The organism is Uliginosibacterium sp. TH139 (assembly GCF_002855595.1).
GTDB classification, from domain to species: domain Bacteria; phylum Pseudomonadota; class Gammaproteobacteria; order Burkholderiales; family Rhodocyclaceae; genus Uliginosibacterium; species Uliginosibacterium aquaticum.
Window position 1 is genome coordinate 298,593 of the sequence record NZ_PKRR01000004.1, and the last position, 18,870, is coordinate 317,462.

19 protein-coding genes are annotated in these 18,870 nt (G+C 59.0%); 15 read left to right on the forward strand and 4 right to left on the reverse strand.

Annotation, left to right across the window (positions count from 1 at the left end; all coding sequences use genetic code 11):
• Both C0V76_RS11200 and C0V76_RS11205 read right to left on the reverse strand, forming a co-directional pair.
• A complete protein-coding gene (locus C0V76_RS11200; protein WP_101942488.1) occupies window positions 1-1,182 on the reverse strand; it encodes an ATP-binding protein in 1,182 nt (393 codons plus the stop codon).
• A 1-nt stretch (window position 1,183) separates the two neighbouring features.
• The gene (locus C0V76_RS11205) at window positions 1,184-1,867 is read right to left on the reverse strand and encodes a response regulator transcription factor (protein ID WP_101942489.1); all 684 of its coding nucleotides are present in this window, start codon (window positions 1,865-1,867) and stop codon (window positions 1,184-1,186) included.
• Between the two features lie 244 nt (window positions 1,868-2,111).
• On the opposite strand from C0V76_RS11205, the gene C0V76_RS11210 reads away from it, so the two are divergent.
• Both C0V76_RS11210 and C0V76_RS11215 read left to right on the forward strand, forming a co-directional pair.
• Window positions 2,112-2,624: a Spy/CpxP family protein refolding chaperone gene (locus tag C0V76_RS11210; RefSeq protein WP_158239220.1), complete on the forward strand. Its 513-nt coding sequence runs from the start codon at window positions 2,112-2,114 to the stop codon at window positions 2,622-2,624.
• Window positions 2,625-3,103: 479 nt separating this feature from the next.
• Window positions 3,104-3,742, forward strand: coding sequence for an EF-hand domain-containing protein (locus tag C0V76_RS11215; RefSeq protein WP_101942491.1), 639 nt, complete (start codon window positions 3,104-3,106; stop codon window positions 3,740-3,742).
• Window positions 3,743-3,820: 78 nt separating this feature from the next.
• On the opposite strand, the gene C0V76_RS11220 is transcribed toward C0V76_RS11215, so the two are convergent.
• Window positions 3,821-5,455 carry a methyl-accepting chemotaxis protein gene (locus C0V76_RS11220; protein WP_101942492.1) on the reverse strand — a complete coding sequence of 545 codons (1,635 nt, stop codon included), beginning with the start codon at window positions 5,453-5,455 and terminating at the stop codon, window positions 3,821-3,823.
• 88 nt (window positions 5,456-5,543) lie between these two features.
• Entirely contained in the window at window positions 5,544-6,236 is a 693-nt protein-coding gene (locus C0V76_RS11225) for an NUDIX hydrolase (protein ID WP_371460146.1), read from the reverse strand.
• Between C0V76_RS11225 and C0V76_RS11230 the strand changes: the two genes are divergently transcribed.
• The 13 genes from C0V76_RS11230 (at window position 6,213) to cheY (ending at window position 18,798) form a co-directional block, all read left to right on the forward strand.
• Window positions 6,213-7,793 (forward strand): diguanylate cyclase, encoded by a 1,581-nt coding sequence (locus tag C0V76_RS11230; protein WP_101942494.1) that lies wholly within the window; start codon window positions 6,213-6,215, stop codon window positions 7,791-7,793. The genes C0V76_RS11225 and C0V76_RS11230 overlap by 24 nt on opposite strands.
• A gap of 108 nt (window positions 7,794-7,901) precedes the next feature.
• Window positions 7,902-9,857, forward strand: a complete 1,956-nt coding sequence (locus tag C0V76_RS11235) for a diguanylate cyclase (RefSeq protein WP_101942495.1) — start codon at window positions 7,902-7,904, stop codon at window positions 9,855-9,857.
• Window positions 9,858-10,157: 300 nt separating this feature from the next.
• A complete protein-coding gene (gene flhD / locus C0V76_RS11240; protein WP_101942776.1) occupies window positions 10,158-10,472 on the forward strand; it encodes a flagellar transcriptional regulator FlhD in 315 nt (104 codons plus the stop codon).
• A gap of 17 nt (window positions 10,473-10,489) precedes the next feature.
• Complete coding sequence (flhC, locus tag C0V76_RS11245; protein ID WP_101942496.1) at window positions 10,490-11,035, forward strand: flagellar transcriptional regulator FlhC; 546 nt, start codon at window positions 10,490-10,492, stop codon at window positions 11,033-11,035.
• 231 nt (window positions 11,036-11,266) lie between these two features.
• On the forward strand, window positions 11,267-12,121 hold the full coding sequence (gene motA / locus C0V76_RS11250) for a flagellar motor stator protein MotA (protein ID WP_101942497.1): 855 nt from the start codon (window positions 11,267-11,269) through the stop codon (window positions 12,119-12,121).
• A 33-nt stretch (window positions 12,122-12,154) separates the two neighbouring features.
• The gene (gene motB, locus C0V76_RS11255; protein ID WP_101942498.1) at window positions 12,155-13,213 is read left to right on the forward strand and encodes a flagellar motor protein MotB; all 1,059 of its coding nucleotides are present in this window, start codon (window positions 12,155-12,157) and stop codon (window positions 13,211-13,213) included.
• A gap of 16 nt (window positions 13,214-13,229) precedes the next feature.
• Window positions 13,230-13,643, forward strand: a complete 414-nt coding sequence (locus C0V76_RS11260) for an Hpt domain-containing protein (RefSeq protein ID WP_158239221.1) — start codon at window positions 13,230-13,232, stop codon at window positions 13,641-13,643.
• 127 nt (window positions 13,644-13,770) lie between these two features.
• Window positions 13,771-14,640, forward strand: coding sequence for a CheR family methyltransferase (locus C0V76_RS11265; RefSeq protein WP_216821719.1), 870 nt, complete (start codon window positions 13,771-13,773; stop codon window positions 14,638-14,640).
• Window positions 14,641-14,647: 7 nt separating this feature from the next.
• Window positions 14,648-15,712: a chemotaxis response regulator protein-glutamate methylesterase gene (locus tag C0V76_RS11270; protein ID WP_101942501.1), complete on the forward strand. Its 1,065-nt coding sequence runs from the start codon at window positions 14,648-14,650 to the stop codon at window positions 15,710-15,712.
• 120 nt (window positions 15,713-15,832) lie between these two features.
• Window positions 15,833-16,138, forward strand: coding sequence for an STAS domain-containing protein (locus C0V76_RS11275; RefSeq protein ID WP_101942502.1), 306 nt, complete (start codon window positions 15,833-15,835; stop codon window positions 16,136-16,138).
• A gap of 320 nt (window positions 16,139-16,458) precedes the next feature.
• Window positions 16,459-17,424 carry a chemotaxis protein gene (locus C0V76_RS11280; protein WP_101942503.1) on the forward strand — a complete coding sequence of 322 codons (966 nt, stop codon included), beginning with the start codon at window positions 16,459-16,461 and terminating at the stop codon, window positions 17,422-17,424.
• A gap of 19 nt (window positions 17,425-17,443) precedes the next feature.
• Window positions 17,444-18,391, forward strand: a complete 948-nt coding sequence (locus C0V76_RS11285) for a chemotaxis protein (protein WP_101942504.1) — start codon at window positions 17,444-17,446, stop codon at window positions 18,389-18,391.
• 17 nt (window positions 18,392-18,408) lie between these two features.
• Window positions 18,409-18,798, forward strand: coding sequence for a chemotaxis response regulator CheY (gene cheY, locus C0V76_RS11290; RefSeq protein ID WP_216821720.1), 390 nt, complete (start codon window positions 18,409-18,411; stop codon window positions 18,796-18,798).
• Window positions 18,799-18,870: the final 72 nt, after the last annotated feature.

Here is an 18,870-nt window from a genome sequence, read left to right on the forward strand (position 1 = left end):
TTAAGCGCTTGCCGTATTGGCCTGACTGATGGGCAGGTACATCTCTACGCGCAGGCCACCCTGTTCGCGATTGCTGGCGATGACCCGCCCGCCGTGGGCTTCGATGATCTGCCGGGTGATTGCCAGACCAAGCCCGTAGCCGTCGTTGCTGCGGGCGTCTCCGAGGCGGACAAAGGGATCAAAGATGGTTTCCAGGGCTGACTGGGGCACTCCAGGGCCGCAATCTTCCACCGTGACGCAGAGCTCTTCACCGTGGTTTTCTACGCCGACGCTGAGCGCGCTTGCCGGCGTGGTGTAGCGGATCGCGTTGCGCAGCACGTTCTCGATGGCCCGGTGGAGCAGATCTGCCCGCCCCTTCACAAGACCCTGTGCGTCGCCTCCCAGCGCTACATGGCATTTCTTCGCTTCGGCCTCAAAACGGGCGTCTTCTACCAGCTCACCCAGCAGTTCGGGCAAGTCCACCGTGTCGTCGAGCTGACCACAAGCGCCTGCTTCAAGTCGCGACAGCGTCAGCAATTCCTCGACGAGGTGATCAATGCGGCCGGCTTCGCGCTCCAGCCTGGCCATGCTTTCCGGGGTTTTGTCCGGCTGCTGGCGGGCTAGATCGATGGCCAGCTGCATACGTGCCAGCGGCGAACGCACTTCGTGGGAAACGTCGTGCAGAAGCCGGCGCTGGTTGTGGACGAGCATCTTGAGTTGGGCCGCCGTGCGGTCGAACTCTTCGCCCAGATCTGAAAGCTCATCTTGCCAGTGCAGCTTGTTGCGGGCCAGGCGAATGTCGAAATTGCCACCGGCCACGTCCTTGAAAGCCTTGCTCAGGCCAACGATGGGGCGAGAGAGATGGCGCGCCAGCAAGGCCGCGAAGAGCAGGCTGGCGATCAGGCCGATGACTGCGGGTTGCCAGGGCAGGCCACGTGGCCCTCCGGGGCGTGGTCCAGGCGGGAAGGGGCGCTGGAATTCCTGTGTGTTAGTGCTTGCGCCCGGGGGGCGAGGTTGCGGTCCGCCGGGGGCGAAGGCTGGGGGCGGCCCCTCTGGCCGGGCGCTGCCCGGCACGCTTGCCATATTCGGAGACTGATTCTGACGCGCCGCATGCTCAAGCCAGAACAGGAAGCCCACGCCCCAGCCCGTGAGCAGCTGGGCGAGGAAAATCGCCAGAAAAAGTTTCCAGAACAGGCGCCCCATGTCAGCTCCGAATGAACTGATAACCCTGACGGAAGATGGTCTGGATGACCGAGCGGCCGTCTTCCTGTGGGCCCAGTTTTTCACGGATCTTCGACAGGTGCACCTCGATGCTGCGGTCGAATTTCTGCAAGGGCCGTCCCAGCCCTTGTTCGGACAGCAACTGCTTGGAAACGGTGTGGCCGGCATGGCGGGCCAGCACTTCGAGCAGATTGAACTCGGTGCTGGTCAGCTCGAGAGCCTGATTGCGCCATTGGGCACGGCGCTGGTCTGGCCACATGATGAGCTCGCCAGCGCTGACCGGCAGGCTGTCCGGCTCTTCCTGGGTGCCAGTGCGGCGCAGGATGGCGCGGATACGCGCGGTGATCTCGCGGGCCGTGCATGGTTTGGGGACATAGTCATCCGCGCCTTGTTCCAGGCCGACAATGCGGTCGATGTCATCGCCCTTGGCGGTAAGCATCAGTACCGGCATACGGCTTTGCTTTCGGATGCGGTTGAGCACTTCGATGCCAGACAGGCGCGGCAACATGATGTCCAGCACCGTGATCGCGAAATCGCCGCCAAGTGCTTTCTGCAGGCCGGCCTCGCCGTCGTTCGCGGTTTCCACGCTGAAACCTTCCTGCAGCAGGTATTCCTTCATCATTTCGACGAGTTCCTGATCGTCGTCCACCAGTAGTACCCGGCTCATCGCAAACCTTCTGAATCAATCATTTGATGAACTCATGATAGCGAATGCGGCGTCAGCCGCCTGTTGGTTTGCTATAGCTTTTAATCATTTTTACGAAGCCAGAAGGCCGATTGCCAGAGAGGCTTATGACACCGTTTTTAGTGTTTTTACGGCTGCTTGAGGGGGCTTAACAGTGGTAACGCCGAGAATGCTTTCCATGCCGCCAGCCATGGCAGCCCCGTTAAACCTCTACAAGGAGTCTGTCATGTCTGCAGTCAAAAACCTCTGGCGTAGCCTGATGCTGGCCAGTCTGTGCACTGCCCCGGCTGCCTTTGCCGAAATGCCGCCGATGCGTGCGCCGCACGAAGCCTTCATGCCTGGTATGGGGGGGGGCGCCTTGCCACCGCGTGCTGCATTAGAGCAACTCGATCTGAGTGAGGCTCAGCAAGACAAGTTGTTTCAGCTTCATCACCAGCAGGCACCGGCCATCCATGCCCAGCGCAAGGCCGAGCGCAAGGCGCATGAGGCCTTGCAAGCCTTGATCGGTACGGCCGAGTTCACGGCCGCAAAGGCCCGCGAACTTGCGCAGGCTGAAGCTCAGGCTCGCGCCGAACTGGTTTTACTGCAGGCCCAGGCAGAACATCAGTTCTTGAGCCTGCTGAGCCCTGAGCAGCGCAAGGCGCTCGATTCAGGCAGGGCGCGTGAGCCGGGCAGGCCAGGCGAAGGCCCGCGTGGCGGTGGCAATCAGCCGCCAGCCCCGCGCGACGAAAGGCGCTGAAATTTTCCTGAGCCTCTTCCGGGCGGCTGATGTGTTTCATGCAGGCCCGGGATAGTCTTTTTGGCAAGCTCAGCCCCCACTACTCCTCCCGGTGGGAACTCCCTGTCTTGTCACTTGAGCCATTCCTGCGTTCTGCGTCGGAGTGGCTTTTTTTTCGTCGGCAGTCCTTGCCGGTTACGGCGGGAGCCTGTTCTAAAAGACTGACTGCGCCGGCCGTGCGGATATTGCCGTCCCTCTGGAGAGCGGCAGAAGTTGCCGCCTGAGGCCGGTGCGAAGTGAGGAAGCGGGCCTGAAAGCAGCGCACGAAGCTGTTTTCTTGATGAGTTTTTAACTGGATTAACGCCGTTCGCTAAAAAAATTGCACGTTGCTGGCCGATAACTTGCCATGGGGAAGGCATGTTCACGCCCGTTTTGCGATGGGCTGGGCTGCGCGGCCGGCGTTTGTCGGTCATCTCTTTTGAAGACGCAAGGAGCACATCATGATCAGTGGTCTTGGCAGCAGCATCAGTTCGATGGCCAGCAGCCTGTTTGCGCGGCTGGACACCAAGAGTCAGGGTTATATCGAGAAAACCGACCTGCAATCGGCGTTCGAGCAGATTTCCGGTGCGAGTGATGCCGATGAAATTTTCTCGGCGCTGGATGGCGACAGCGATGGCAAGCTTACCGAGAGTGAGCTGACCTCAAGTCTGACCAAGCTGGCCGAGGAGCTTGATAACCAGTTCAATGCAATGCGCATGAGTGGTGCCATGGCCGGCATGGGTGGGCCCGGTGCAGCGGGCGGGATGCCACCGCCTCCTCCACCGCAAGATGATGAAGGCTTTACGCAGGATGAGCTGAGCGCTCAGCTGGAGGAGATCGGCAGCACCGATAGCAAGCGTTCCAGCCTGATCTCGAGCATTGTTGAAAACTTTGATCAGGCCGATACCGATGGCAACGGCAAGGTGAGCCATAGTGAAGCAATGGCTTTCGAGCAGGAGAGCGGGACGGGCGGCAGCGACTCGACTCAGGCGAGCGGTAATAACGAGTTTGCCGTGATGTTGCGCATGATGCAGCTGGCGCAGGCTTATGGCGCTTTCGGTCAGAGCACGGAAACAGCTAGTGTCTCCGAGGTGGCTTGAGGCCGTTCAGCCTGGCAGGACACAAGAAAAGGCCGGAAGCTTGCCAGGACTTCCGGCCTTTATTCATGGGTAGAGGGTTTAGCGTCCGAGCTGGAAGTGGCTGACCGAGCCCAGCATGTCGCGTGCGATGTCCTGCAGGTTGCGCGCAGCGTTGCCGGTACTGGCGGTGCTGGAGTTGAGCTCTTCGGCGTGTACCGCAACTTGTTCAATCCGGTTGGCTACGTCCGTCGAAGCAGTGGCCTGTTCGCGCAGACCGTGGGAAATTTCTTCCACCAGATCCGCTACTTTGCTGGCCAGCTGACGAATTTCATCGACCGAGCTGCCAGCTTGACCGACCAGTTCTTCGCCGGTATCCACCGAGCCGACGCCGCTTTCAATGCCGGTTACCGCTTCGCGTGTGGAGCGCTGGATATTGGCGATCATCTGGGTGATTTCGGACGTGGAAGCCGCGGTGCGCTCAGAGAGTTTGCGTACTTCATCGGCTACCACAGCGAAACCGCGCCCCTGTTCGCCGGCACGGGCGGCTTCGATTGCAGCGTTGAGTGCGAGCAGATTGGTCTGATCAGCGATGTCCTTGATCACGGTGACAATGTTGGAAATCTTGTCAGACTCGGCTTCGAGGACTTCGATTTTCTGGGACGCGTCGCGCACTATGTGGGCGATGCGCTGGATTTCGCTGACGACCTGATTGAGTTTGCTTGAACTGGCAATCGCTTGCTGGTCGGCAGCACTGGCGAGCTTGCTGGCGTCGTCAGTGCTACGCGAGACGTGGGCGATCGAGACAGTCAGTTCTTCCACGTTTGCGGCAATGGCTGACGCGGCTTCGCTTTGCGTACTGCTGCTCAGCTCGGTTTGCTGAGCGGCTTCCGCCAGTTGCTGGGACGCATGCGAGACGCCCTCGGCCTGCTCGCGCATCCGGTTGACCATGCCGTGCAAGGCTCCGCGCATTTCCTCCATGGTGCTGAGCAGCTTGCCCATCTCATCGCATCCGCGCGCTTCGATGCGGATACCAAGGTCTCCGCCAGCGATGCGCCGGGCGATGCTGACCAGGGATTCCAGAACATGCGAGACCCGCTGGGCGAACCACCATGAAAAAGCAATGGCAATCAGGGTGGCGAGGATGAGCGCGCCCCAGGCCAGACTACGTGCCTGGGTGGCCTCGCGGATGGATTCTTCGCCTTGCTTCTGGCCGGCTTCGAGGACCATGGTGCTGAGGGCATCGGTCTTGTCACGCAAGGCATTGGCCTTGGCGACCCATTCCTTGCGGCGCAGGTTCTGGGCAGCCTCTTCATCACCTGCCTTGATCTTGGCGACGCCTTCCTCGACGACTTTCTTGTATTCACCGGCGCCCACCCGCACTTCGTCGAGCAGTGCTTTCTCTTCGGCGCTGTTCGCGAAGGCCGCATGCGCTTCAATGGTTTTCTGTACTTCACCATCCAGTTGCTGAAGGGATTGTTCCAGCTTGGCGCGCTCCTCCGTAGTCCCGGGCAGCATGTATTCGAGACTGCGCACGCGATAGCGCAAACGCATTTCGCTGATTTTGCCGGCAGATTTCATCGCAGGTACCGAGGTATTAGCAAAGTACGCGACGTCTTCGCCAAGGCCACCGATACGGAAGGCGCAGAAGAGCAGAGCTGCGATTAGGAGGCCGCTGCTGATGACAAAGTTGACTACAAGCTTGTTGCGGAACTGAAGATTTTCAAACCAGCGCATGATGGCTCTCCGTTTCGGGCGTAGCCCGCCGTAACAAGCGGGTTCTTACGCGCTTTACGGCAGAGAGCAGTTCTGGCTTGAGGCCCCATCAGGGCAGGTGGGCTGTGCCGGGCAAAAGCGTTTCTTCTCGTTGGGTGAAGCTGCCGCGGCGGCGATCCTCGAAAAAATTTCGCAAACTCAGGCTGATCGAGCGGAAGGCGATCTCATCCCAGGGAATCTCTTGTTCTGAGAAGAGGCGGGTTTCCAGCGATTCCTCACCCGGGTGAAAACCGGTATCCAGCAGGCGGGCACGGTAAATGACGTGGACCTGATTGATATGTGGAATGTTGACGAGGGTGTACAGGCCTTGCAGTTCGATATTGGCGCAAGCTTCCTCAAAGGTTTCGCGGCAGGCTGCTTCGGCGAGAGTCTCGTCGGCCTCCATGAAGCCCGCAGGCAAGGTCCAGAATCCGAGGCGTGGCTCGATGGCACGGCGGCACAGCAGGACCTTGTCTTCCCACACTGGCAGACTGCCAACAACGAGCTTGGGGTTAAGGTAGTGTACTTGGCCGCACGACGGACACACTTGGCGTGGACGGTGATCGCCGGGCGGAATCTCGGTATTGACCTTGCTGCCGCAAGTGCTGCAATGGATGATGGGAATGTTCATGGCGGGGACTCGATGAATGCGTTCCGGATAGCCGGCCGGCGGAATACCCTGATTGTAACTGTTCGCTAGATCTACAATTTTCAGCTTGTAGCTAAAAAAGCGGGTCGCATGACTAAACGCCGTGATATTCACGATGCCTGGAATGAAATGGTGCTGGCCTGGAAAATGGTCTGGCAGGCGAGTCACGACCTCGAATTCTGGGCAGCCTTCATGCTCCATTGTGATCGCTTGCATGGTCTTGCACGCGAACAGGGTCTGGTCGAACTGGAGGTCGCCTTGCGTCCTTTGCTTGGGATGCTGGCTGGACTGGCAGATCCGGGAGAGGCGCAGAAATCCCAGGCCGACTTGCTCTTGCCCAACGTATTTGCTGCCGTGCGTGATGCTTGCAGCCTGACGCCGCGTCGTAAGCAGAGTGATCTGACGATTGGCGAAAACGAAGGTCTGCCACTGGTGGTCGTGTTGACCCCCGAAGTGGAGAGCATGGCCGAGTTGCTCCTGCAGATGGAGAACTACGGTTACAGTTTCCGGGTGTTTTCCGATTTCATGGGTGGCATGCAGTTCGCGCTGGCGCAGCGGGCGGTGACGGTATTGATCGATCTGCCGGCGTTGGTTGATCTGCAGACCCGGGCCCTGATCCGCCAGGCCAATCAGGCTGGCCTGAAGTGGTTTGCAATGTCGCAGCAAGGGGATTTTCACTTGCGTTTGCAGGCGGTGCGGCTGGAAGCCCAGGGCTTTTTTCAGTTGCCCCTCACGGTCAGCACGCTCGTGGATGCACTTGATCCGCTAGCCTACCCGGCGCGCGAAGAGCCCTACCGGGTCATGATTCTGGATGACTCTGCCACCGTGCTGGCTTCGGTAAAGAAGGCGTTGGAGCCGATGCCTAACCTCAGCTTGCGGGCGATTCGCGAGCCCGACCGGGTGCTCGAGACGCTGCTGGATTTTTCGCCGGATGTGCTGCTGCTGGACTTTCACATGCAGGACTGTACCGGTCTTGAAGTGGCAAAAATCATTCGTCAGAACAAGGCTTTTGAATCCATTCCGATCGTTTATCTGACCAGCGAAACGAGTGTCGAAATCCAGCTCGAGGCGATGCGCCATGGCGGTGATGACTTTCTCACCAAGCCGATCAGTCAGGCCCAGCTCGTGAATACCGTGATGGCCAAGGCTGAGCGCTATCGCAGCCTGCGCAAGATGATGGTGGAAGATAGTCTTACCGGCCTGTTCAATCATGTGAAGACCAAGGCCCTGCTGCAGCAGGCGCTGCTTCAGGGCGAGCGTCAGGCGCTGCCGGTGTGCTACGCGATTCTTGATATCGACCATTTCAAGCGCGTGAACGACAGCTACGGTCATGCCGTGGGTGACCGCGTGCTGCGGACTCTCGCGCGCTACCTCAAGCAGCGCCTGCGCCGCTCTGACGTGGTGGGGCGCTACGGCGGCGAAGAGTTTGCCATCGTGTTCTTCGACGCCACTCTGGAGCAGGCGGAAGAGCGTCTGAACAGCATCCGTGAGGGGTTTTCGCGGATCTATCATGCCTATGATGAAGGCATTTTTTCGGTGACTTTCAGCGCGGGTCTTGCGCATTTTCCGGCCTATACCCATCTGATGGAGCTGATGGTTGCAGCCGATACTGCACTGTATGCAGCCAAACGGGCAGGGCGTAACCGGGTCGGGCGGGCCCCTGCGGGCTAACGGGATTCCGCGGTCAAGCTTCGGCGCATTCTGTCGTTAACCGGATCGATTGCTTGCGCTGGCCATGAGTGGTCGGCTTCAACCCGGTTTGCAGGACTCCGACTTTTCATGGCTCCCCCGATCGACGTTTCCCGTTTCGAACAACTCAAGGCTTCTGGCGATCTGCCCTCACCCAAGGGCGTTGCCCTGGCCGTGATGCGCATGACGCAGCTGGATGAGTGTTCGATGGCGGAGCTCGCCCAGCTCATCCGCACCGACCCCGCTTTTGTCGGCCGCCTTATCAAGGCTGCTAATGGTGTGATCGGCTATGGTCGTCGTCCGGTCGTGTCCGTGCAGGATGCCCTTACCGTGCTGGGTATGCCGGCCGTCCGCAATATGGCTCTGGGCTTCTCGTTGCTCAACAACCACCGCAGCGGTGCTTGCGAGGGGTTCGACTACGGCCGCTACTGGTCGACTTCCTTGCTTTCCGCAGTGGCCCTGCAGGCGGTTACCTTGCGCACCCGGGTTGCCGCGCCGGATGAAACCTATTGCCTGGGTTTGCTGGCAAGGGTCGGCGAGCTGGCGCTGGCGACACTCTATCCGCACGACTATGCCGTCATCTGCCACGATGCGGGGGGCGACATCGCCCGCCTGCTGGCGCTTGAATCGCGTAGTTTTGCCATGACTAATGCGGAGCTTGGTGCCGCCATGCTGGCGGACTGGGGCTTGCCGCGTCTGTTTACGGATGCAGCCTTTTGTGTGGCCTCCGGCCTTGAGAGTTCGCATCCGGAAGGCTCGCGTGACGCGACCCTGAGCCTCTCGTTGAGTCTTGCGCGCCAGATGAGTGTCCTGTGCATGGCGCCCGAGGCTGAGCGTCCGGCCATGATGCAGAGCCTCAAGATGGCTGGTTCGCGCTTGTCCTTTGATGAGGAGGCCGTTGCTGTACTGGCGGATGGCGTGGTGGCTGAGTGGGTGGAGTGGGGCGCTTTGCTCCATGTGCATGCGGAGCAACTGCCGCCCTTCGAGCGCCTGTTGCGTCCGCCGAGCCCTCCGCTCTCTGTTGCGGTTGAAGCCACAACCTCTCCTGACGGGACATCGCCAGTGTCGCGTGCTCTGCGGGTGCTGCTGGTGGATGCGGTGGATGAGGTGCGTCAGGAGTTGCGTCAGGTTCTGCTGGAAGCAGGTTATGAGGTGGCTGAAGCCCGCGACGGTTTTTCGGCGACCGAGCTAGCGCTCGATTTTTGTCCCGACATGATGCTCCTTGGCTGGCAGATGCCTGATGTAAGCGCTACCGAGCTGCTGCTTACCTTGCGCAAGACGCGCATCGGACGCGGTATTTATGTGCTCGTGATGGGCGATTGCAACAGCGAGGAAATGGCGCTGGAGGCTTTTGATGCCGGCGCCGACGACATGCTGGCCAAGCCTGTGGCACATCGTCTGTTGCTGGCTCGGCTGAGCGCTGGCAAGCGCCTTTCGTCCCTAAATGGTGAGATCGAACAGGATCGCGAGGAAATCCGTCATTTTGCGGCTGAGCTGGCGGTGAGTAATCGCCGCCTGCAGGAGGTCGCACTGACTGATGCGCTGACTGGCTTCCCCAATCGCCGGTTTTTCAGCGAGCGCCTGGTGCAGGAGTGGGCGGCCTCGTTGCGAAGCAAGCGCCCGCTGGCCTGCATCATGCTGGACGTGGATCACTTCAAGCAGATCAATGACACCTATGGTCACGACGCTGGCGACTCGGCCCTGCGCCAGGTGGCGGTAGCGATTCGCAGCGCGGTGCGCACTCATGATCTGGTTGCGCGCATGGGTGGTGATGAGTTCGTGGTCCTCTGTCCGGACTCCAGTATTGAAGCGGCCATGGTGTGTGCTGAGCGGGTGCGTCGTGCTGTAGATGAGGCGCAGCTTTCCTCCGGTCTGTTGCATCTGAAGCTGAGCGTGAGTGCCGGGGTGTCCTGTCGGGATGCTGCCATTCCCGATGCCGAGAGTCTGCTCAAGCGAGCAGATCAAGGCCTTTACATGGCCAAGCAGGCTGGCCGGAACCGGGTGGCTGCGCCGCAGTTGCGCCCAGCAGGCAGCGGTATGGCCTGAATGCTGGAAAACCGCCTGTGGCGGGCCGCCGTTTGCGGGCTGGAAAAAATTTCACAGGCTGCCCTAAAGTTCTGCCTGGCCCAGTCGTAAACCCGAACACTAAGGCCGTAAAGTCACTTCGATCTGCCCTTCCGTACCCGTCTGCGCTTGGCATGTAGGTAGCATTCCTACATGCCTGCTGTCGTCTATTGCTACAGCATTTTCCGACGCTGCCTGATTGGTTGTCGCCCCCTTGCGGGCCACAATGCAATCCCATAGAGCCCGAAAACAGGGCTTCTTCAAAACGCAGTGGAGGTGATCATGAAAATGGACGTGAGCAGCGAAATCCGGGAACTCAATCTTTCCTATCTGATGCTGTCCCAGCAGCTGATCCAGGCTGATCGTGCGGGCGCAATGTTCAAGCTCGGCATCGGTGAAGATGTTGCCGACATTATCCAGAACCTTTCTCCGGCGCAAATTCTGCGTATGGCCTCCAGCGATATGCTGCTGTGCCGCTTCCGTTTTGACGACACTCTGTTGCTGAATCTGCTTGGCAATCATGGCCGCGAGAATGCAGCTGCGCGCATTCACGCCACCATTCTGGCCACCACCAAGCCGGTCGAACATCTGGCCTGAGGGCTTGGGAGACTGTCATGCGGATGAAAAGTTTGGTTCAGGATGCGCAGGAAACCCAGCTCGCGATCGAGATGATCGAGCTGGGCGCCCGCATGCAGATGCTGGAGTCGGAAACCGGCCTGTCGCGTGAGCGACTGCTCAAGCTCTACAAGGAGATCCGAGGCGAATCACCGCCCAAGGGCATGCTGCCCTTCTCCACGGACTGGTTCATTCCATGGCAGCAAAACGTGCACGCCTCTCTTTACATGTCACTGCGCGGCTTCGTGACCCAAAACACCGGTCTGCAAGGCCTGGCAGCCACGCTGCAGGCTTTCCGCATGTATCGCGAACAGGTCGAGGCCAACGATCTTGAACAGGTGCTGAGCCTGACCCGGGCCTGGACTTTGGTGCGCTTCTTCGAAGCCAAGATGTTGCAGCAAAGCCGTTGTACGAAGTGTGGCGGCAGCTTTGTCGCTCATGCGTTTGACCCGACTCACGATTATGTCTGTGGCCTGTGTCATGTCCCGGCCCGTGCAGGCAAGGGTAAGCGCCCGATGCGCGACACGCGCAGCGCCGTCGCCTGAGAATTAATCCTCCTCTCTGTTTCCCCGGCTCTGCGCAGGCAGGGCATTGCAAGCCGCTGGCAGGTCCAGCGGTTTTTTTTGCCCATCGGATGCGTCAAGTTTTGTGTACTGGGGCCGATACCCATACTGGTCCGGGCAAGTTTCTGTCGTCCGGGTGATGCGGCAGGTTCGGGGGCGTGTGGTGAGCCCTTCGTCCAGTCGGTTTGATTCGTATCGTACAAGGCTTCCGCGATGCTCCTGATCGTTGGCTATGTGATCATTCTTGCGGCTTCCGTCGGCACTTATGCGGTGCACGGCAGTCTTGCCGCGCTCTTTGTGCCGCTGGAGTACATCGCTATTGTGGGCCTGACCATCGGGGGCCTGGTGGCGGGTAACTCGATGCGCAACACTAAGGCTGCTCTGGCTGCGCTGCCGACCCTCTTCAAACCTTCGCCCTATAGCAAGGCCTTCTACATTGAGCTGCTAGCTATGCTCTTCGAGATTCTGGCGAAAGTGCGCAAGGAAGGCCTGATGTCGATCGAGAACGATATCGAGAATCCGGATTCCAGCCCGATCTTTTCCAAATATCCGGCTTTCCTGCACGACCACCATGCAGTCGAATTTCTCTGCGATTACCTGCGCATGATGGTGGGCGGCAATCTGAATGCTTTTGAGCTCGAAAATCTGATGGACATGGAAATTGAGACTCACCATACCGAAGCGCATGCGCCAGCGCATATCTGGTCCAAAACTGGCGATGCCACACCTGCCTTCGGTATCGTGGTGGCGGTGATGGGGGTGGTGAATGTGATGGGGTCCGTGGGTGAGCCACCGGCGGTGCTGGGCAAGATGATTGGCGGTGCGCTGGTGGGTACCTTCCTCGGTATTTTGGTGTCTTACGGTTTCGTGGCGCCGATTGCCTCGCAGCTGGAGCAAAAGTGCGAAGAGGGTGCCAAGATCTACCAGTGCATCAAGGTGGTATTGCTGGCCAGTATGGGTGGCTATGCGCCGCAGGTTGCCGTGGAGTTCGGGCGCAAGGTCTTGTTCTCGTCGGATCGTCCAGGCTTTTCCGAGCTGGAAAGCGAAATAAAGAGCCGCAAGAAATAAGCGGCATTCCGGCATACCAGGGGCACAGGAGTCATGAGCGGCGACAACCAACAACCCATCATCGTCAAGCGCATCAAGAAGGGCGGCGGCGGTGCGCACGGTGGTGCCTGGAAGATCGCCTATGCGGACTTCGTGACGGCCATGATGGCTTTCTTTTTGCTGATGTGGCTGCTTGGTTCGACGACCAAGGGCGACATGAAAGGTATTGCGGATTTCTTCCAGAATCCGCTCAAGGTCTCGCTGGCAGGGGGGCCTGGCTCTGGTAGCGCGACCTCACCGATCCAGGGGGGGGGGCAGGATCTCACCAAGTCTGTGGGCCAGATTGCCAAGAGCAGCTATCAAGAAAGCAAGAAAATCAATGAAGTGAAGGTCGCTCCGGCTGATTCACAGGCGGTTGCGGGTAATGCTCAGGAGCTGATGCCCGATAGCAAGGCGCAGATGGATAAGAAGGCCATGCAGGAGGCGCTTGAGAAAGAGGAGCGCCTGCGCCTGCAGGATGTGAAGGCCAAGCTTGAAGCGGTGATAGAGGCTTCGCCAGACTTGCGCCAGTTCAAGCGCCAACTCTTGCTGGACCTCACTTCCGAGGGTTTGCGCATTCAGATCGTGGATGAGCAGAATCGGCCGATGTTCGATTCCGGCGGGGCTGAGATGAAGCCCTACACCAAGTCCATCGTGCGGGCGATTGGTCAGGTACTTAATCAGGTTGAGAACAAGGTCAGTATCTCCGGGCATACCGATGCCTCCCAGTATGCCGGTGGCAATCGTGGCTTCTCCAATTGGGAGCTATCTGCCAATCGCGCCAATGCCTCGCGTCGCGAGCTGATTGCCGGAAGTATGGATGAAGGCAAGATCATGCGAGTTGTGGGCCTCTCGTCCACCATCCCGCTGGATCGCAGCGATCCCTTCAATCCGATCAACCGGCGCATCACGCTGATCGTGATGAACAAACGCACCGAAGACGCTATGCGGCAGGAGGGCGGTAGTCTGGATGTTCAGGCTGATCAGCCCTTGGAGCCGGCGCCCATCGTGGAGGGAGCCCGGCAGATTCTGGATCCCGCTGCCGGCATTCCGCAGTTGCCGCGCCGCCGCTGAGAATTGGGGGCTGAGGATGGAAATCGATCTGAGCCGCTACCTGCCTCAGTACTTCGAAGAGTCAGCCTTCTGTGTGCAACGGCTGACTGAGAGTCTTGAACATCTTCTGCAGGATGGATGGGATGCAGCTACGGCGGATGCTGCATCCCGGGCTGCGCATTGCATCAAAGGCAATAGTGGCGCTTTCGGTTTCAACGAGATCGGAGCCCTGGCGGCCGAGCTGGAATATGCCCTACGTCATGCGGGGAAGGGGTATGACACGCAGAATTCTGCGTTCATTGCCGATTGCCAAGCAGCACGTCAGCTGCTGGAGAAATTGCTGGATGCCCGTTTGCGAGGGCTGGGCACCGATGCAGGTGCGGCGCAGGCTGTGGCCATCCAATTGCAGCGTTGGCAACTGCAACAAGGAGTTTGTAATGAACGAGCGTAACAAGCCTGGCCTATCTGGCCTTGGCGGCCTTGCTTCCACCACTCCGGCCCGGGCCAGTGTCAGCGCTACACCGCGCTCTTCGGCGTTGCCTGTCGGGGGAGGAGGGGCTGCCGGTGCGGCCTCCCGAGTGCAGATCAACGATACGCTCAAGCGGATCGACACGGGTGGACGTGAATTCGAGTTTACTGCGCAGGATTTCGAACGGGTACGCAGCCTGATCTATAAGCACGCAGGCATATCGCTGTCGCCCGTGAAGCAGGACATGGTTTATAGCCGTCTTGCGCGACGTTTGCGGGTGCTCAATCTCAAGCGCTTCACCGAATACCTCGATCACCTCGAGCGCAGTGGTGGCCCTGCCGAGTGGGAGGCTTTCGTCAATGCACTCACCACCAACCTGACTTCTTTTTTCCGCGAGGCGCATCACTTCGATCTGCTTGCGGAGCAGATGCGCAAGAGTCCCGATCGCCGACCTTTCCGCATTTGGTGTAGTGCTGCCTCCACTGGAGAAGAACCGTACTCACTGGCGATCACCGCCTGCGAAGTCTTCGGCAACAATCCTCCGGTGGAAATCATCGCCTCTGATCTTGATACCAATGTGCTGGCGCATGGCCAGAAGGGCATCTACACCGCCGACAGAGTTGAACGCCTGAGTCGCGAACGGGTGCAGCGCTTTTTTCTGCGCGGCACCGGAGAGCAGGATGGTCATGTGCGGGTACGCCCTGAACTCACCCGCCTGATTACCTTCCGTCAGATCAATCTGCTCGATCCTAAGTGGGCGTTGCGTGAGGGCTTTGATGCGATCTTTTGCCGCAACGTGATGATCTATTTCGATAAGCCCACGCAGTACAAGATCTTGGAACGCTTCGTTGGCTTGCTGCAGCCAAACGGTTTGATGTATGCAGGCCATTCGGAGAACTTCATTCATGCGGCCAAGCTCTTCCGTTCTCTTGGTCGTACCGTCTATGCCCGCGCGGACCAAGCGGTGAGCAAGCCCTGAGGCGCTCATGACAAGCAAAACCCGCGTGCTGGTGGTGGATGATTCGGCCCTCATGCGTTCCTTGCTGGCCGAGATCATCAATGCTGCACCGGATCTTCAGGTGGCGGGTACAGCGCGTAACGCTCAGGAAGCCGGCACCCTGATCCGGGCGCTGCGGCCCGAGGTGATCACGCTCGACGTGGATATGCCGGGCATGGACGGAATCGCTTTTCTCGAGCAACTGATGCGCAGCGACCCAATGCCGGTGGTGATGGTGTCTGCGCTCACCGAGCGCGACTCCGAAGTTGCCTTGCGGGCACTCGAATTGGGGGCAATTGACTATGTATCAAAACCCAAGCTCGATCCGCTTGCTAACATTCATGCCTGCGCCAACGAAATCTGCGAAAAAATCCGGATAGCTCGGCAGGCCCGCAGGCCTGCCCGGCCTGTTGCGGGAACTGGTCAGCGCCCTGCAGGACGCTCGATACCACTGGATGTTCACCTGCCCGCAAGGGTGTTGCAGGAGCGTCTGGTTCTGATTGGTGCGTCTACGGGAGGGACAGAAGCGCTGCGGGCATTGCTCACGGCGCTGCCTGAGAAAATGCCAGGCATCCTGATCGTGCAGCACATGCCGGAGATGTTTACCGGTTCGTTTGCGCGGCGTCTTGACGGTTTGTGTGCCCTGACGGTGAAAGAAGCTGACGATGGTGAGCCAGTCAAGCCCGGTACGGTTTATATTGCGCCCGGCCACTCGCACTTGCTGGTGCGGCGGGTTGCAGGCGGATTTCGCTGCGAGCTCTCGCGTGAGTCGGCTGTCAATCGTCACCGGCCGTCGGTTGATGTACTGTTCCACGCCGGCGCACGTGAAGTCGGCAAACATGCCGTCGGCGTGATGCTGACCGGGATGGGCAAGGATGGCGCTGCCGGAATGTTGGAGATGCGCAAAGCAGGTGCCTGGAATATCTGTCAGGATCAGGAAAGTTGTGTGGTGTGGGGGATGCCGCGTGAGGCTACGCTGAATGGCGCAGCCAATGAAATAGCCCCTCTGTGCGAGATTCCAGCACGGGTGATCAATAGTTTGCGTGGCACGTAGGCACCCGGCTGGGCATAATGTCTCAAGCTGCGGCGGCAGATGACGTAATCGGCCAGTAGGTACAGGCGCTGTGCGTGCCAAATTTGAATTTGAACAGCTTGGAGTAACGGGAGAATCTCGATGGAAGCTCAAGTCACGGTAAATGATTCGCAAGCAGTGCTGCGACTGGGAGGGCGCTTCGATTTCAAGGCGCACCGTGAATTCCGCGATGCGGTGGATAATCTGCTCGGACAGGCTGGCAGCAAACCGCTGCAAGTGGATCTGGGAGATGTGTCCTACCTCGATAGTTCGGCGCTGGGCATGCTGTTGATGCTGCGCGACAAGGCTAAGGCTGCCAACAAGGATGTGGCGCTGGTTGGCGTGAAGGGCAGTGTACGCCAGGTGCTTGATATCGCTAATTTCTCCAAGCTTTTCTCTATCAGCTGAGCGTCCTGCTCAGTTGAAAGCCTGCCCTGCGGCGAAAGTCTGCGGGGCGGGGCAGTCCTCCTGCCCTGAAGTTCCGGCTGTTTTTTCACTCTCAAGTTGTTTCCGGCGCGACCGATATTCATTCGGTGCGTTGAGCCTTTACGTGCCCGGCGCATCGCACCCGGCGTGGGTGGCTTCATGGCAGGCAAGGCTCGCAGCGCGTTGGGCAGTGCCGCTTCTGACCCACTCAAGTTCATCCGCCGGGTGCCGTAAAACCCTCAGGGGCAACGCTCTGGCTCATCCAGTCAGAACGCGGCGGACAAGAACACGTGGAGAACACCATGTCGGAATTGCTGAAGAACATTGATGCACGTACGCGGCTTGCCGGCACCAACAAGCTGGAAATTCTGCTTTTTTCACTCGGTACCGATATGCGCACCGGGCGCAAGGAGAGCTTCGGCATCAACGTATTCAAAGTGCGTGAGGTGATGCGCACGCCGCCGATTACTGCGGCACCGGAGATGCAGGATGGCGTGGAGGGGATGGTGTCCCTGCGTGGCCAGCTGGTGCCGATTGTGGATCTGGCCAAGTATTGCGGGATTGATCCGGACGGCAAGCGCGAGATCATGATCGTGACCGAGTACAACGGCCACACCCAGGGTTTCCTGGTCGAAGCAGTGGATACCATCCTGCGTCTGGATTGGGAGCAGATGCGCATTCCGCCGGACATGATGACCAGCCGCATGGGGGGGCTGGTGACTGCCGTGACTGAACTTGAAGGCAATCGGCTGATCATGATGCTGGACGTCGAAAAGGTGCTGGCGGAGACCACCAAGATCGACGATGACTATCTCTTCAAGGACATTCAGCCGCTCAAACGCGATTTCACTGTGCTCTATGCGGATGATTCCTCCGTGGCCCGCAAGCAGATCGAAAAGACGCTCGATGCACTGAACGTCAAACAAATCGCAGCGGTCAATGGCCGGGCGGCTTGGGATGAGCTCGAACGCATTGCCAAGCATGCCGAGCTGACTGGCCGCAAGGTGTGGGAGATCCTGCATCTGGTGCTGACAGATGTCGAGATGCCGGAAATGGATGGCTACATCCTCACCAAGAAAATCAAGACCGACCCCCGGTTTGATGGGGTGCCGGTGCTGATGCACTCCTCGCTTTCCAGTAGTTCGAATCAGACGCTGGGCAAGTCTGTCGGGGTGGATGGTTACGTGCCCAAGTTCGAGCCGCATCGCTTGGCGGGCGCAGTTCGCGCCATGCTGGCACCGGAAGAAAACCCTGAGGCTCTGGCCTGATCGATAGCAAGGGATCGTCATGGAAAACGCAAACCCCAATCTGCTCGAAGCCGTAGATGCCCGCACCAAACTGGCGGGCTCCAACCGGATGGAAATCCTGCTCTTCGCGCTTGGTACCAATGAAACCTTCGGTATCAACGTGTTCAAGGTGCGTGAGGTTTCCAAGACGCCTTTCATCACCCGTGCGCCCAATATGCCAACCGGGGTGGAAGGCTTGATCTCCTTGCGCGGCAACGTGATTCCGGTGCTGTCGCTGGCCAAGATCCTTGGTATTGCCAAGCCGGGACAAGGTCTGGGCGGTTCGATGATGGTCACTGAATACAGCAAGCGCACGCTTGGCTTCTTGGTGCATGACGTGGATCGCATCATCCGGGTTGAGTGGGACAAGGTGCGTCAGCCCGAAAATATGGCCGGCACCACTCAGAACTACATTACCGCGATCACCGAACTGGCCGATGGCAAGCTCGTCTCCATTCTCGATGTGGAGACCATCCTTTCGCAGACCTTCGGCGAGGCTCCGGTGGGGCAGATCATGGCGCTGGACCGGGATGTCGAGGTCAACATCTTCTTCGTGGATGACTCGGCGATTGCACGCAAGAAGATTGCTGAAGTGCTCGACAAACTCGGCGTTCGCCACAAGCACGCGCTCAATGGTCTGGAAGCCTGGACGCGACTCGATGGCATGGCCACTCACGCGCAGCAGCAGAAGCGCCGCCTAAGCGACGAGATCAGCATGATTCTGGTGGATGCCGAAATGCCCGAGATGGATGGCTACGTGCTCACCCGCAACATCAAGAACGACCCGCGCTTCGATGGCATCCCGGTCGTCATGCATTCATCCCTCTCATCCGAGGCTAATCGCTCGATGGGCAAGGCGGTAGGGGTGGATGCCTATGTTGCCAAATTTGATGCAGAGATACTGGCCGAGACTTTGCGCCCGTATCTTTTGAAGGCCTACAAGGACTAATCCGGAGAAAACCAATCATGTCCGATCCGAAAATGAAATTCCTGGTGGTGGACGACTTTTCGACAATGCGTCGGATTGTGCGCAACCTCCTCAAGGAGTTGGGATACACCAACGTCGATGAGGCGGAAGACGGCGTCGTAGCCATGCAGAAACTCACGGCAGGGGGGTTTGACTTTGTGGTGACCGACTGGAACATGCCCAACATGACCGGTATCGAGTTGCTCAAGGCCATTCGTGCCAATGCCCAGCTCTCGCATCTGCCCGTGCTGATGATTACTGCCGAGGCCAAGAAGGAGAACATCATCGAAGCGGCTCAGGCCGGCGCTAGCGGCTACATCGTCAAGCCTTTCACGGCGGCGACCCTCTCCGAGAAGCTCGGCAAGATCTTCGAGAAGATGGGCAAGTGAGCCTGCATTCAGGCGATACATCGCGAGCCTGTACGGGGACTCCCCGGCTCGCAGCGGACTGAAAAGACTTAG